Genomic DNA, 13227 nt, shown 5'->3' with positions numbered 1-13227 from the left:
GCGTCCTTATCGGTCGAGAGAGGGGGAGATAGATTGAGCGATATCGTCCAGGCCGGTGGTTGCGAGCAACCGTGCGGCACTGCGCTGAACGTCGGATTCGGCACGCGCCAGATCGATACGAAAACGGTAAACCGTCATTAGCGAATCAGTCAGGGTCAAGAAATCGACCTTGTCCACCTGATAGGCCGACAAGGTCGCCTTGTAGGTTTGCTCAGCTTGGGGAATGATGCCGCCACGGTAGAGCTTAACCAGCTGCTGAGCCTGCTGCAGATCTGTCAGACCGTTATGTAATGCCAGATCGACTTGACGGGTAAACTCGTTACGCTGCTGGTGAGCCATCCGCAGACTCGCATCGGCTTCCCGCACTGCAGCCCGCCGTTTGGCGTTGGGGAAAGGGAGGTTCAGGCTGACTCCGCCACTGACAAAATCGGTGCCCTTGTCGGGGAGATCATCGGCACGAAAGCGGTAACCTGCCCAGACCGTAAAGTCGGGACGATAATCGAGCTTGGCCAGCTTGCCCTTCTGTTCAGATTGGCCTATCAATGCGTCAAAAGCACCGAACATCGGGCGATTTTGACGTGCCAGTTTACGTAAGTTTTCGAGGCTCGGGGTGTACGAAACCTCAACGGGTTCGTCGATATCAGCAAGGGACTGTTCCGTTGGCCGTCCGACCAGACTGTTAATCCGCGCCTTGCTGTTTTCAGCATCCTGCTGCAGGCCAAGCAGACGATCAAGGAGTCGCGAACGCTCAACCTGAGCCTTCAGAACATTCTGCTGCAAACCCTTGCCGACCTGATAACGCGCTTCGGTCAGCCGGATAAAGTCATCCATCAGCTTCATATTGGTTTGTATCAGGCCAATTGCCTGACGTTGAAAGCTCAATTTGAACCAGGTGTCTCGAATCTGCTGGCGAACCTGCAACACCAGATCTTCATATTTTGCTTTTGCCCAGAGTTCGTGCTGATGGGCAAGCTCTTTCTTGGTGGCAAGTTTTCCGGGGAAGGGAAACATCTGCGACAACTTGAAGTCATTACCGGTCATCGCCGTTTTATCGTTACGCAACGTATCTATTGGGTAATTCATCAGGCTGATCGACAGCATCGGATCTGGCAGAGCTGAAACCTGATCAATCTGGGAGGCCGCCACATCCAGAGCCTCACGTGCTGACTGCAATGCCGGATTATGGATTTCAGCTTCTGCAAGAAGGGAAGAAAGCAGCTCAGAATCCACCGGCATACCAGCAAACACCGGCAGGGCAATAGACAGGCTGCACAAAAGAACGATCAATGATAACAACAACTTCATGGCGCAAAACTCCATAATCGGGTTAATAGCATCCTGTCACTTGTATCAAAACTCATACCAAGCATATTTGTTCTTATATTCCAATCGCTTAGCATAAAAAATAAAGATATGTTAATCGTCTCATGTAGAATATGATACATCAAAATGTCGAATATTCCACACTATCTCGCTTGTGAAATAGCCTAAGTCATTTCAATCCCTTTTTAGAGGTCGGTTCGCAACGCAACGCCCCCGCAAAGGCAAAGGGCCACCTGATGTTTTGTGTAGCTTTCTTATAACTTTCTGTTATAGTCGCCACTTACGCGACACGAGTTTTACCGGATCGACCTCCGCTGTCCCCAGGCGTTGAGGTTGCCGGTTACCGCCCCATTTCGGGGCCCTCTCCCGGTCAAGGGAGACACCACATTTAGACCTCGCAACATGCACGGCGGACCCCGTATGAACTTACGGTGTGGTCCTTGCGTGGATTGCAGGTCTGGTACTGGGGGTACCAAGAGAGGTTTATATCATGAGCAAGAAGATGCTGATCAACGCATCGCACCCGGAAGAAAACCGGGTTGCGATTGTGGTCGACGGAATTCTCAGCGAGCTCGATATCGAGATCGCTGGCCAGCTGCAAACTAAAGGAAACATCTACAAGGCGGTTGTCGTCCGGGTTGAGCCTGGCCTGCAGGCCGCCTTTGTCGATTATGGCGCCGAAAAACACGGTTTTCTGCAAACAGGTGAAATTCACCCTGATCTTCACCCCGCCCGCAAATCCGACTCCAAAGAATACCCGCGCATCAGCGAGATACTCCATCGCGGCCAGGAAATTCTGGTCCAGGTGGTCAAGGGTGAGCGCGGTACCAAAGGTGCGGCCCTCACCACCTTCCTCTCGCTCCCCGGACGCTACATGGTGCTCATGCCCGACAGCAGCACCAAAGGGGTCTCACGCAAAATCGAGGATGAAAAGGAACGCAAAACCCTCAAAAAGACCATGGCGCAACTTAACCTGCCTGACGAAATGGGCTACATCGTACGTACCGCAGGCATAGGCAAGGAAGAGGTCGAGCTGAAACGCGACTTCAACTACCTGGTAAGTCTCTACAAAGGGATCCTCGCGCGCAAGGAGAAGGCCAAGGCCCCGGCCCAGCTCTATCAGGAATCGGATATCGTTATCCGCAGTATCCGGGATTATTTCTCGACCGATATGGATGAGGTGATGATCGATGACTCTCAGGTCTACCAGCAGGCCCGGGATTTCTTCTCCCTTGTGATGCCGGATCAACTGAACCTGGTGAAGCAGCATCGCGAAAAACGTCCGCTCTTCTCACGTTACCAGATTGAGGAACAGATCGAATCCTTGGCCCGCAATCAGGTTTCACTCCCCTCAGGGGGGTCGATCGTAATCGACCAGACCGAAGCCCTGGTCGCGATCGACGTCAACTCCGGCCGCATGGGCGGAGAAAAAGGGATCGAAGCAACAGCAGCACGCTCCAACATCGAAGCCGCAGCCGAAATCGGCCGTCAGTTACGACTGCGCGACCTGGGTGGTTTGATCGTCATCGATTTTATCGACATGCGTGATCGCAAAAAAGTGCGCGAGGTTGAACAAACCTTAAAAGAGAGCGTCAAAGACGACAAGGCCCGCATCACCCTCGGTAAAATCAGTCAGTTCGGCCTGCTCGAACTCTCGCGTCAGCGGATCCGCCCGACCCTGTCGGTTGGCGCCTATCTGGACTGTCCCCATTGCCACGGCAAGGGCCGAGTCAAATCTCCCGAGGCTCAGGCGGTTGCTCTGTTGCGCCAGTTGCATGCTGCAGTATCAAAAGGACAGATCGGAACAATCAAGGCCACTATCCCCCTTGATGTCGCCAACTACCTGCACAACGAACGGCGCCAGGCCCTGACGGATCTGGAAAAACGCTTCGACCTGAAGATTCAGATTTTGGCAAGTCTCGACGCAATACCAGAGCAGGTGGAACTTGAACTGTTGAAGCGGGAAAAAGCACAGTTCGATGATGATGAGCAGGCGCCCGTCTCTCACTCCGAGGGGATTGAAAAAGCCCTTGCCGCAGCGAATACCCCCGAAAAGGAAGAGCCCTCTGCCCCTCCTGAAATTGCAGCGGATGTAACTGTAGCAGAAGCCACTCCCGAAATTGAAACTGCGGGAGAGAGTCCCACAGGCAAACGCCGGCGGCGGAGAAGGCGGAAACGGCGGAGCGGAGGAGCCGATCCTGCACCGGCAGATCAGCAGACCGAAGAGACAACAACCCGGCCAGACCAGGATGAAACAACGACGCCAGTCATCATCTCAGAGGCAGCTCCAGTCCCTGTAGACGAATCCAGGCCGAAGCGCCGAGGCCGCAAACCCGCAGCCCGAAAAGTTGAAGATGACCTTAAAGTAGTTGCTACCGAAACCGCCGCACCAATCGAACAGGAGGCGACTGTCGCCCCTGTGATAGTAACCCCTCCGCTGGAAGAGAAACCGAAGCGCCGACGTAGATCCGGGGCCAAAAACGAGCCGGCTGCCATTCCAGCAGAAGCGCCTGTAAGCCCCGAAACGGTTACTTCCACCCCCCTGACCGAAACAGCGGCAGCAGCTGTAGCACCTCCGGCCAAAGGTCGCACACGCAGGCCCGCAGCAAAAAAGAGGGCGGCTGCGGCGCCTGTAGTTTCTGTCGATGCCGAAACTCCGACTCCAGAGAAACCGAAACGCACTGGGCGTAGACCAGCGGCTAAAAAGTCCGACGGCGTGTCAACAGTGATTCCGGATAAAACTCCGCTTCCAGCTGAAGAGAAGCCCAAGCCTCGCAGACGCAAAACAGCACCCAAAAAAGCCGAAGAAACCGTCAGTAGCGCAGCGCAAGAAGGGGCATCGTTGGTCGAAGTGAAACCAAGGCGCCGCACCGCTAAACCGGTGGTCAAAAAAGTTATTGAATAAGATTTACGTTTTTTTGCAGCCAGACAAAAAAAGGGCGACCATTCTTCAATGGCCGCCTTTTTTTCTTATCACCTGCTCAAAACCTGAGACCGATCCTGGCGAGAAAATCGACTAACTCTGCGGGGAGGGGGGCAGTTACCCTGATCGGGTCCCCGCCGAAAGGGCTATGAAATGAGAGTTGATGGCTGTGCAGAAATACGCGCGGCAGTTCAGCGGGACAGGGGCCATGATAGCGGCGATCGCCGTACAGCGGGCAGCCCTGCTGGGCCATTTGTTGGCGAATCTGGTGCTGACGGCCGCTCTGGAGTTCAATCTGCAACAGGCTGGCGGTTGGATTTGAGGTGAGGGTTTTAACCAGGCACCCCGCCTCTTTGAGCTTTCCCTTGGCATGGACTTCCGAGACCAGCTCCTCCGGGCCGCGATAACAACCGGCGACCAGCGCGAGATAAGTCTTTTTCAATTCATGCGCCATCAGAACCTTTCCCAGCTCTCCAAGCGCCTTGCGCCCCTTGCCGAACAGGCAGGCCCCCGAGGTTTCAAGGTCGAGTCGCTGAACCGGGGAGATGCGATACTTCTTATCCCCCTTATCAATCTGTTGCTGCAGCAAAGCGGTCAGGTTGGATGTCTCATGTCCCACCGAAGAGTGAACGGCCAGTCCCGCCGGTTTATCAGCAATCAGCAGCATACTGTTTTCATAAAGAATCACAGCAGGTGCCGGACGCTGACGAGAGAGATTGATCAATTCGCTGAGTCGTGCACTATCGGGCAAACAGATGCTGTCCTCGATACAAAGCAGCGTGTCGGTCATCAACGCCTTACCCGAGCGCAGAACCTTGCCCTTTTTAAACAACTGATTTACATAGGCCGCGGGTGCTGCACAGATTTCACCTTGTAGAAACTGGGCAGCGGTCAGGCCAGCGTATTTCATACCAACCTTCAATTCAATTGCCATCGGATTTAGCTCCAGAGTCATTGTTCTTCAAAAAGAGCACCAGGGCTCCTTCACCGCCATACTGGCGAGGTGCTCGGCACCATTCAGCTACCCAGCGTTTGCCCGTATCACAAAGATACCGTTCAGCCTCGTCGCGCAATACCGTCTGACCTTCTGCCGAATGGAGTCCCCGCCCGGTGACAACAATAAGCGTCTGCCACTGCTGGTAGAGGGCATTCTGCAAAAAAAATTCGATTTTTTCGGCAACCTGCTGCCGCTGCAGTCCGTGCAGATCAAGACTGGCATCCGGGGTTAATCGCCCCTGCTTTAGCTGCTTTAGACGTCTCGGGACCGCCGGTTTAATCGCGCTGGGCGGTTGATCTTCAAAACACACATCGAGGGGCCCAAGCGCGGCAAGAAAGTACTCTTCTTCGCTCTGAGGCGGTTCTGAAACCTGGGTTCGGATCTGCTCAACGCTGGCCGGGTCGCTGACGATTTTGTGCCCTTTTGCCAATGGGTCGACCCCCAGAAATTTCATCTCTTCAAAGAAAGAACGTTCAATTTCGGGATCTGGAGGTACAGACGGTTCAGGCTCCGCCGGCGCGGAAGGCTTAACGGGCGCGGGAGCGGAAACAGCAAACCCCTTCAACTGTTTGAAGGGGTTTGAGTCAAAACTGATAGTCTTGCGATTGGAAGAAGATTTTTTTTTAGTCATCCGTCACTCTCAGCGCCGCACCATCTTACGCCGACCGGTCATCGCCTTGGTCTGTTGCTTGATAATCGCGCCGGGCTTTTCAAGATGAAACTGATACCACATATCGCCGAAGGCCCTCATTTTCATTTTCTTTCCCTCTTTCAGCAGCTCAAGATTTTCACTGAGCGCCTCGTCGCCTGGATTTTTTTTAAGCCCTTTTTCAATCACGGCAATCGCCTTGCCATGTTCATCACTTTTCTCCAGGCAATAGGCATAAATCGCCCAACCAAGAGGTTCCTTTTTGGTGCCGGAGGTCGCCTTTTCAAAGGCCTCAATCATTTTCTGCTGCTTGTTTTTCTTCATATAGCTGATGCCGAGCATGCACATGGCTACCCAGTGCCGAACGAAGGCCTGCTCAAGGTAAGGCAGGGCTTCTTGAAAGTCCCGTTTCAGATAGAGGATGCTGCCGATCTGGGCATTAACCTGTTGCTTGATATAGAGCTGCCATGGAGCAAATTTAAAAGCGCTCTTCATGACGTGAATCGCGCGATCGGCGCGATTGGCCTGCACATCCCGTTGTGCAACTTCCATCAAGGCGCCGAATCTCTTCATGACAGTCCGCATGATCAGGATATAGGCCAGGGTAAAAACCACCAACCCGGCAAGCCCCGCAATCAGAGGGCTCTGCCCGGCAAATTTCATCACAGAGAAGGTAACAATAGTGGAACAAAACAAAGAAATCAGCAGGTTATACATAAGTGCGCGGTCCTTTAGAGGGTGGTACAAACACATCGGCCGCAGGGGCCATTTCAAGGTGCGAAACTTTAACAATCCAGCCGCGAAAAGTCAAAAGAATCCAGTGGGATTCTCTTAACGTGGCAACGCCGGATGTTCAACCAAGCGGTCGATGCGTAAAGCACCCAAATCGGAAGGGATGTTGCGGTTTTCGATAAATTGGCTATTCCCGGCCTGCATCAATAGTTGAGGGGTCTGAGGGGTACACAAACTGAAGGCCTCCCCGCAATTAACCGTGCAGCGACGACCGCTCTTATCTGGATGATAGGGGCAGTTACGACTGCTGGTCACCATCAACCAGGGGATGTGAACCGAACCAACCAGCGCCCGAGGAAGCGGCGCGATCCCTTGCAACAGATTATCCAGCTCAACACGGTGAATACCGATCTCCACCAGCAGTTGAACAGCCTCGCGTGAGTACCAGCTCCCCTGCCGAAAATATTCTGCCGCCTCAACCGAAAGAGCCAGGGCCTCAATCCTTGGGCCGCGCTTCTGGCCTGAAAGGGCACGGCCCAGGATAATCTGTGCCTCGGGTAAATACCGCCGTGCCGTCTCAAGCGTCCCCAGATCGGATATCAGCAGTTCGTCCTCAAACTGCCAGTCAGCGGCCAGTAACTTGAACAGGGCGGCTAACTCCACCAGAGTTTCTTCGCGCAGCACCGGCGTCATGAGGGTAAACCCCAACCCGGCCTCGCGGGCCAAACGGCGCGCCCGCAGTACTTCATGGGAGACAGGCATGGCCCAACTACAGAACTCTGCACCGAAATAGAGTCGCTGGTATTCGCTTAGCCTTAACTGGGCAGATAGCCGCGAGAGGGCCAGTGCGCGAACCAGGAGTGATGGATTCATCAGCTGCTACGGGAAAGGGGAACGTGAAGGGTCAATTTCTGGCCGGGCTTCAAGACGTGTTTCTGGCTCAAATCATTCCAGAGACGAATCTGGTTGGTAGCAACATCAAACTGGCGTCCGATCCCCCAGAGCGTATCTCCGCTTTGAACCTGATAGACCAACTTCTTCAGCGGACCAGAGGAACGGGTCTTCTTTGCCTGCCGTTTCGTTTTCTTCCCTTGCGCCGAGACCGAAAGAACTTGTCCCGGCCGCAACAGGTTACTCCATCCCAGGCGGTTCCAGACGCGCAAATCATGCGGCTGCACATTGAACCGTTGAGCGATCTTCCACAGGCTGTCACCCTCGCGCACCGTATAACGTTTCCGGTGGCTACGTTGGTAATCATCAACCATTTCGTCGAACGGCAAACGCGAAAAACCTTCTCTCAGTGGCAGGATAAGGTCTGTGCCAATACGCAAGGCACGGGGATTAGTGATCCGGTTGAGGCTGACGATATCTTCAACCTGAATCCGGTATCTGTGGGCCAGCGAGCGCAAGGTATCTCCGGCCACGAGTTTGTGACGATGGTAACGCGCACGATCGGCCACCGGGAGATCGGCAAAAGAGGCTGTAAACATTTCGCCATGTCCACGGGGCACACGTAACTTGTAGTCACGGACCCCTGGAGGGCTGCACCAGCGTTTAAGTTCCGGGTTCAGATCTTTAAGTTCTTCATATGCGCTGCCGCTTAATTCGGCGACGACCTCAAGATCTGTGGTCGTTGGTAGTGTAACGAATTCATATTTCGGCTGGGGTTCAAAATTCAGATCAGCAAAACCATAGGCCTCGAGGTTACTTACGATCGTCAGGGCCGCAAGCAGTTTTGGTACATAGTTTTTGGTTTCAGCCTGCAGCACATCGCCCTGGGCCAGGGCCCAGAAATCTCGACTACCTGCGCTGCGGATCGCCTGACTGATTTTACCCCCACCAGCATTATAGGCCGCAATCGCCAGATACCACTCCCCATCAAAACGCTGCTCGAGATCCTTGAGAAATCCCGCTGCGGCGCGAGTGGATTTTTCAATGTCCCGCCGTTCATCCAGCCACCAGTTATTCTCAAGCCCATAGTTCCGGCCGGTGCTCTCGATAAACTGCCAGGGTCCGGCGGCATTCGCCCAGCTGTAAGCCTTTTCGTTAAATCCTGACTCGATCATGGCCAAATATGCCAAATCCAGGGGCAAACCCTCGCTGGCAAACACCATTTGAATACGTGGAATATGTTTGGCCGCGCGTTCCAGCCAATGACCAAACATGGTGCGACCCGGGCCGGTATAATATTTAATCAGGGCGTCGATCCGCGGGTTTCTAGTTAAGGGGATGTCACCCGTGTACTGCAACGGTGGACGATGGGCGATAAAATCCTCAACTGAAGGGGGGACCGGAGCCATAAGTCCTGCCAGGACCGCCGCGGTTAATTTTGCGTCATAGGCCGGAGGGGCCAGGGCAGAAGCTGCGGAAACAGAAGCTGGTCCTGTGTCGCTTGCTGCCGGTGTCGGAAGCGCCGACAGCGTGCCTGGTCGCACCTCTGCGGCAGGCATACATCCCACGACCCCGAAGAGCAGCAGGACACAGACCAGTCGCTTTATTGTGGCGCTACAAAAGCCGCATTCGAAGAGAGGAAAACGCATGAAGTCCTTATAAATTCGAAAGATTTAAGTCCGGTGTATACAATATCAACGAGGCACACTAACGGATCTTGTGTTTTCATGTCAAGTCAGCGAAGGCTCATCAGCAGGCCAACAACGCGCCTGCAGTGCAGCAAGCAGCGGGCCGAATGAACGCCGATTGAAGGCACTTACTGCCAGTGCTTCATAGCGTCGACAGAGTTCTATGACTTCCTGTTTGTCGAGTTGATCTGTTTTATTGAAAACAAGCAATTGCTGTTGCTGGCCAAGATCAAGGCTCGCCAGAATCTTTTCGACCGCGGCGATCTGATCTTCGAATCGGGGGTTGGAAAGATCGACCAGATGCAACAACAGATCTGCGTCCTCCAGTTCTTCGAGGGTCGCGCGAAATGCGCCGATCAAACTGGGCGGCAGGTCACGGATGAAGCCAACGGTGTCAGTAATAATCACTTCACGATCGAGGGGAAATCGTAACCTGCGAGTTGCGGTATCGAGCGTGGCAAAGAGCAGATTTTCGGTCAACACCTCACTTTGCGTTAAGGCATTCAGCAGGGTCGACTTACCGGCGTTGGTATACCCGACAATTGAAATAATCGGCACCCGGGCACGCACCCGTTTCTGGCGGCGCTGCAAGCGCCCGCGACTTAAGGAGTCAAGCTCCATTTCGAGTCGCCGAATCCGATCTCGCGTACGACGACGATCAATTTCGAGCTTGGTCTCGCCGGGCCCACGTCCACCAATCCCTCCCATTAAACGGGAGAGTGCGGTCCCCTTTCCCGACAGCCGCGGTAGCATATATTTGAGTTGTGCCAGTTCAACTTGAACCTTGCCGTCACGCGACTGGGCACGTCGGGCAAAGATGTCGAGAATCAACTGGGTGCGGTCGATAACCTTGACCTCCGTAACCTCGGAGATTGCGCGCACCTGATTGGGCGTCAGATCGCGGTCAAAAACCAGCAAAGTCACCCGGCGCTGCAGGGCATTGATCACAATTTCACGCAACTTCCCCTCACCGACCAGATAGCGCGGGTGAAGTTGTCGTGGTCGCTGCATCACCTGATCAACAACCTGCAGGTCGGCAGTACGCGCGAGTTCGGTCAGTTCAGCGAGTGAATCTTCCATTTCGCGTCGTGAATTCTGACCAACACAAATCAACAACGCGCGCTCACGGCCATCCTCAAGATCAACCGTAGCTCCCGCATGTCGCTCCATCTCGGCGTCAAGCGCTTGAATAAATGTATTAAAATCGAGGTCAAGTCGATGAAAGTCGGGCACCTGTACCCGTTCAACCTGAGACGTCTCACCCGTCGGCAGCAGATGGGCATATTCGACGCGCCCCGGCAGGCCCTGCGCCGTCACCCCCAGAGCGACCATCAGATCAAGACGCAAAAGTTCAAGGTCAGTCAGATCATCGCGGGAGAGGGGTTCCTGCTTGAGATGGGTGTGAATACAGCGCAGACCGCGCAGGCCACTGCGGCCCAGGGCGAACCCTGAGAGATCAGGGATCATGATTTCGCGATCATTACCGACAATGACGTGCAGCACTTCACCCGCACGATTAATGATCAACCCGAGCTGCCGACCGATCTGGGCTGACTGTTCGGTCAAGTAGCGCGCCAACTCATCACTGATCAGAGAATCACCCGGAACCCGGCGTCGATAGATCCGCTCCAGGGCTTTATGGTCACTCGGTTTCAGACCGCTGGTATTGCCGTAGATCATCGCTGATAATTAATGGCAGAAACGGCAAAGGCCCCGAACGGGGCCCCTGCACAATATGTGAATGTGGGAATCAACTCAGCCTTCAGCAATGCTGAATCCACCGTCAACGTAATGAATTTCACCTGTGACCCCGCTGGCTAGATCAGAAAGCAGATAAAGCGTCGCCTTGCCGACCTCTTCCTGGGTAATGGTGCGCTTCAAAGGCGCCCGCGATTCCATGACGCGCAACTTATCGTTGAAGTTGGCAACACCCGAAGCCGCCAGGGTCTTGATCGGACCGGCCGAGATTGCATTAACGCGAATCCCCCGCTGACCAAGTTCGGCCGCCAGGTAGCGCACTGAGGCCTCAAGAGCGGCTTTAGCAACACCCATGATGTTATAGCCGGGGATGGCACGCATGGACCCTAGGTAGGACATGGTAATGATGCTGCCACCTTCGTTCATGATCGGCAGTGCAGCGCGAGTCATCGAAACCAGGGAATAGGCACTGACGTCGAGGGCAAGTTGAAACCCGGCACGACTGGTTTGTGAAAAGGGATTTTTCAGATCTTCGCGATTGGCAAAGGCCACAGCATGCACCACAAAGTCGATCTTGCCCCACTGTTTTTCGAGTTCAGTAAAAACAGCCTGCAATTGCGCCTCGTCCTGGACATCACACGGGAGGATGATGTTGGCACCCAGACTTGTGGCCAGAGGACGCACGCGCTTTTCGAGTGCTTCATTCAGATAAGTATATGCGATTTCAGCGCCGGCTTCCTTGAGCTGCTGCGCAATCCCCCAGGCGATACTTTTGTCATTTGCGAGGCCGAAAATAATCCCGCGCTTACCGGTCATCAATCCCATTTTTTCCACTCCTGTAATAAATCCTGATTTGAATGGGTCTTTTTAGCAGAATCCCTCGGCCAAGACAAGGGGCTCGACTGATCATCCGGTCGCTTTAACCACAAACAAGCCGGCGATCAGAATCAGTAACGATATAATGAGACAAGCTGCAGCGACACCCCCCATCAGCAGGGCAGCACCGGTGTACTTCTGACGCACGCAGCTAAACGCGAGATAAGCGGAAATCAAGCCGATCGGCACGAAAAAAATCAAAAAAAACATCGCGAACTGGCCTCCTAATCCTTAACACTGATAACATACTTGAGGTAACTCCCCTCGGGGAAACTCGCCGGCACCGGGAAATCTTCCGGCTGCCCTCCACGATAGATCGTTCTCAACTCACAACCGGCCTCAAGTCCCCCGCGGCGTAGTTCTTTTAAATAATCTGACATCTCCACCTTCTGATGATTGGAGGATGAGATCAGCAGCCCTCCCGACTCCAGCAACCGCAGGGTCGCGCTGACCAGTTGCGCCGTCCCGCCGCGGGTTGAAAACTGGCTCTTTTTAGTGGTTGAAAAGGAGGGTGGATCGAACAAGATGACATCATATCGTTCACCCGCCTGATCTAATTTAGCAAGTTCGGCAAAGACATCCCCAACGATAAAGTGATGGCGCTTGGGATTCAGCCGATTTAGTGAAAAGTTATCACGCGCAATCTCCAGATAACGCCCGGACACATCGATACTGGTGACCTGCCGCGCTCCAGCCGCCGCGGCCGCAACCGAGAACGCCCCGGTGAATGCGAACAGATTGAGAAAACGCTTACCCTTGACCCGCTGCATCAGATCAAGACGGTGCCGCCTTTGATCGGGGAAAAGCCCGGTATTCAACCCCTCGCGCAGATCCGTCAAAAAGAGCAGTCCATTCTCCCTGACCTGTAAGGGGACAGGTGCGGCATGCCCCCAGAGCAGGCGGCTATACTCCTTACCACTCGTTTTTGCCTCAAGTTGCCGCGTCTCCTGCGGTCTTAATTTGCGATAAATCCCCGCCGGCGAGAACAACTCTTTCAGCACCTCAAGCAGCACCGGCAGAAAATTGTCCCAGGCCGCCGAATAAAGCTGAATCATCAAGTATGACGCATAACAATCGATGGTCAGTCCCGGCAGGCCGTCCCCTTCAGCATTCACCAGGCGATAGGCATCGGTTTCATCCAGGCCTGCCTGCTGGCGCAATTGCTGCGCCTTTTGCAGACATTTCCGGAACCAACTCGCATCAAGATGAATCCCCGGTGGCCCGACAATACGCGCCACCACCCGATCTGCCGGATCAAGCAGTGCGGTAGCTAAAGCCTTCTGCTTGTCATCACAGATCAGAGCCAACTCTCCGACGGCGGCGCCTTTCCAGCCTTTGGTAAAACGATCGGCTATGACCCAGGGGTGACCTAAACCAAGCATGCGTACGGTCTCTGGACCGACTTCGTACTTTTTCATTGAGATCAACTTTCTGCAAAAAACTTTCTGGC

General features: G+C 54.1%; 11 protein-coding genes. 1 reads left to right on the top strand and 10 read right to left on the bottom strand.

From position 1 onward, the window contains the following. Window positions 1–6 precede the first annotated feature (6 nt). On the bottom strand, window positions 7–1305 hold the full coding sequence (locus D888_RS0104965) for a TolC family protein (RefSeq protein ID WP_020675437.1): 1299 nt from the start codon (window positions 1303–1305) through the stop codon (window positions 7–9). Between the two features lie 508 nt (window positions 1306–1813). Between D888_RS0104965 and D888_RS20725 the strand changes: the two genes are divergently transcribed. Then, window positions 1814–4228, top strand: a complete 2415-nt coding sequence (locus tag D888_RS20725; RefSeq protein ID WP_020675436.1) for an Rne/Rng family ribonuclease — start codon at window positions 1814–1816, stop codon at window positions 4226–4228. Between the two features lie 76 nt (window positions 4229–4304). Here D888_RS20725 and D888_RS0104955 read toward each other — a convergent pair whose 3' ends face one another. The 9 genes from D888_RS0104955 to D888_RS0104915 all read right to left on the bottom strand — a co-directional run bounded on the left by D888_RS0104955 (window position 4305) and on the right by D888_RS0104915 (window position 13195). Next, a complete protein-coding gene (locus D888_RS0104955; protein WP_020675435.1) occupies window positions 4305–5180 on the bottom strand; it encodes an RluA family pseudouridine synthase in 876 nt (291 codons plus the stop codon). After that, complete coding sequence (locus tag D888_RS22910; RefSeq protein ID WP_020675434.1) at window positions 5170–5874, bottom strand: Smr/MutS family protein; 705 nt, start codon at window positions 5872–5874, stop codon at window positions 5170–5172. The genes D888_RS0104955 and D888_RS22910 overlap by 11 nt, the downstream gene beginning before the upstream one ends. A 9-nt stretch (window positions 5875–5883) precedes the next feature. After that, window positions 5884–6609, bottom strand: coding sequence for a tetratricopeptide repeat protein (locus D888_RS0104945; protein ID WP_020675433.1), 726 nt, complete (start codon window positions 6607–6609; stop codon window positions 5884–5886). Window positions 6610–6723: 114 nt separating this feature from the next. Then, window positions 6724–7497: a hypothetical protein gene (locus D888_RS0104940; RefSeq protein WP_020675432.1), complete on the bottom strand. Its 774-nt coding sequence runs from the start codon at window positions 7495–7497 to the stop codon at window positions 6724–6726. Next, window positions 7497–9164, bottom strand: coding sequence for a LysM peptidoglycan-binding domain-containing protein (locus D888_RS20715; protein ID WP_020675431.1), 1668 nt, complete (start codon window positions 9162–9164; stop codon window positions 7497–7499). The genes D888_RS0104940 and D888_RS20715 overlap by 1 nt, the downstream gene beginning before the upstream one ends. Window positions 9165–9245: 81 nt before the next feature. Then, window positions 9246–10883: a GTPase HflX gene (gene hflX / locus D888_RS0104930; RefSeq protein ID WP_020675430.1), complete on the bottom strand. Its 1638-nt coding sequence runs from the start codon at window positions 10881–10883 to the stop codon at window positions 9246–9248. 75 nt (window positions 10884–10958) lie between these two features. Next, window positions 10959–11726 carry an enoyl-ACP reductase FabI gene (fabI, locus tag D888_RS0104925; RefSeq protein WP_020675429.1) on the bottom strand — a complete coding sequence of 256 codons (768 nt, stop codon included), beginning with the start codon at window positions 11724–11726 and terminating at the stop codon, window positions 10959–10961. Window positions 11727–11807: 81 nt separating this feature from the next. Next, the gene (locus D888_RS0104920; RefSeq protein ID WP_020675428.1) at window positions 11808–11987 is read right to left on the bottom strand and encodes a hypothetical protein; all 180 of its coding nucleotides are present in this window, start codon (window positions 11985–11987) and stop codon (window positions 11808–11810) included. 14 nt (window positions 11988–12001) lie between these two features. After that, window positions 12002–13195, bottom strand: coding sequence for a class I SAM-dependent rRNA methyltransferase (locus D888_RS0104915; RefSeq protein WP_020675427.1), 1194 nt, complete (start codon window positions 13193–13195; stop codon window positions 12002–12004). Window positions 13196–13227 lie beyond the last annotated feature (32 nt).

It is taken from the genome of Geopsychrobacter electrodiphilus DSM 16401, from assembly GCF_000384395.1.
Classification (GTDB): Bacteria; Desulfobacterota; Desulfuromonadia; order Desulfuromonadales; family Geopsychrobacteraceae; genus Geopsychrobacter; species Geopsychrobacter electrodiphilus.
This window is presented reverse-complemented; position numbering and strand designations above follow the sequence as displayed.

What these genes read in the sequence shown, in the direction of transcription:
- D888_RS0104965 (WP_020675437.1), bottom strand. Translation starts at nt 1,305, where the DNA reads ATGAAGTTGTTGTTATCATTGATCGTTCTTTTGTGCAGCCTGTCTATT.
- D888_RS20725 (WP_020675436.1), top strand. Translation starts at nt 1,814, where the DNA reads ATGAGCAAGAAGATGCTGATCAACGCATCGCACCCGGAAGAAAACCGG.
- D888_RS0104955 (WP_020675435.1), bottom strand. Translation starts at nt 5,180, where the DNA reads ATGGCAATTGAATTGAAGGTTGGTATGAAATACGCTGGCCTGACCGCT.
- D888_RS22910 (WP_020675434.1), bottom strand. Translation starts at nt 5,874, where the DNA reads ATGACTAAAAAAAAATCTTCTTCCAATCGCAAGACTATCAGTTTTGAC.
- D888_RS0104945 (WP_020675433.1), bottom strand. Translation starts at nt 6,609, where the DNA reads ATGTATAACCTGCTGATTTCTTTGTTTTGTTCCACTATTGTTACCTTC.
- D888_RS0104940 (WP_020675432.1), bottom strand. Translation starts at nt 7,497, where the DNA reads ATGAATCCATCACTCCTGGTTCGCGCACTGGCCCTCTCGCGGCTATCT.
- D888_RS20715 (WP_020675431.1), bottom strand. Translation starts at nt 9,164, where the DNA reads ATGCGTTTTCCTCTCTTCGAATGCGGCTTTTGTAGCGCCACAATAAAG.
- hflX (WP_020675430.1), bottom strand. Translation starts at nt 10,883, where the DNA reads ATGATCTACGGCAATACCAGCGGTCTGAAACCGAGTGACCATAAAGCC.
- fabI (WP_020675429.1), bottom strand. Translation starts at nt 11,726, where the DNA reads ATGGGATTGATGACCGGTAAGCGCGGGATTATTTTCGGCCTCGCAAAT.
- D888_RS0104920 (WP_020675428.1), bottom strand. Translation starts at nt 11,987, where the DNA reads ATGTTTTTTTTGATTTTTTTCGTGCCGATCGGCTTGATTTCCGCTTAT.
- D888_RS0104915 (WP_020675427.1), bottom strand. Translation starts at nt 13,195, where the DNA reads ATGAAAAAGTACGAAGTCGGTCCAGAGACCGTACGCATGCTTGGTTTA.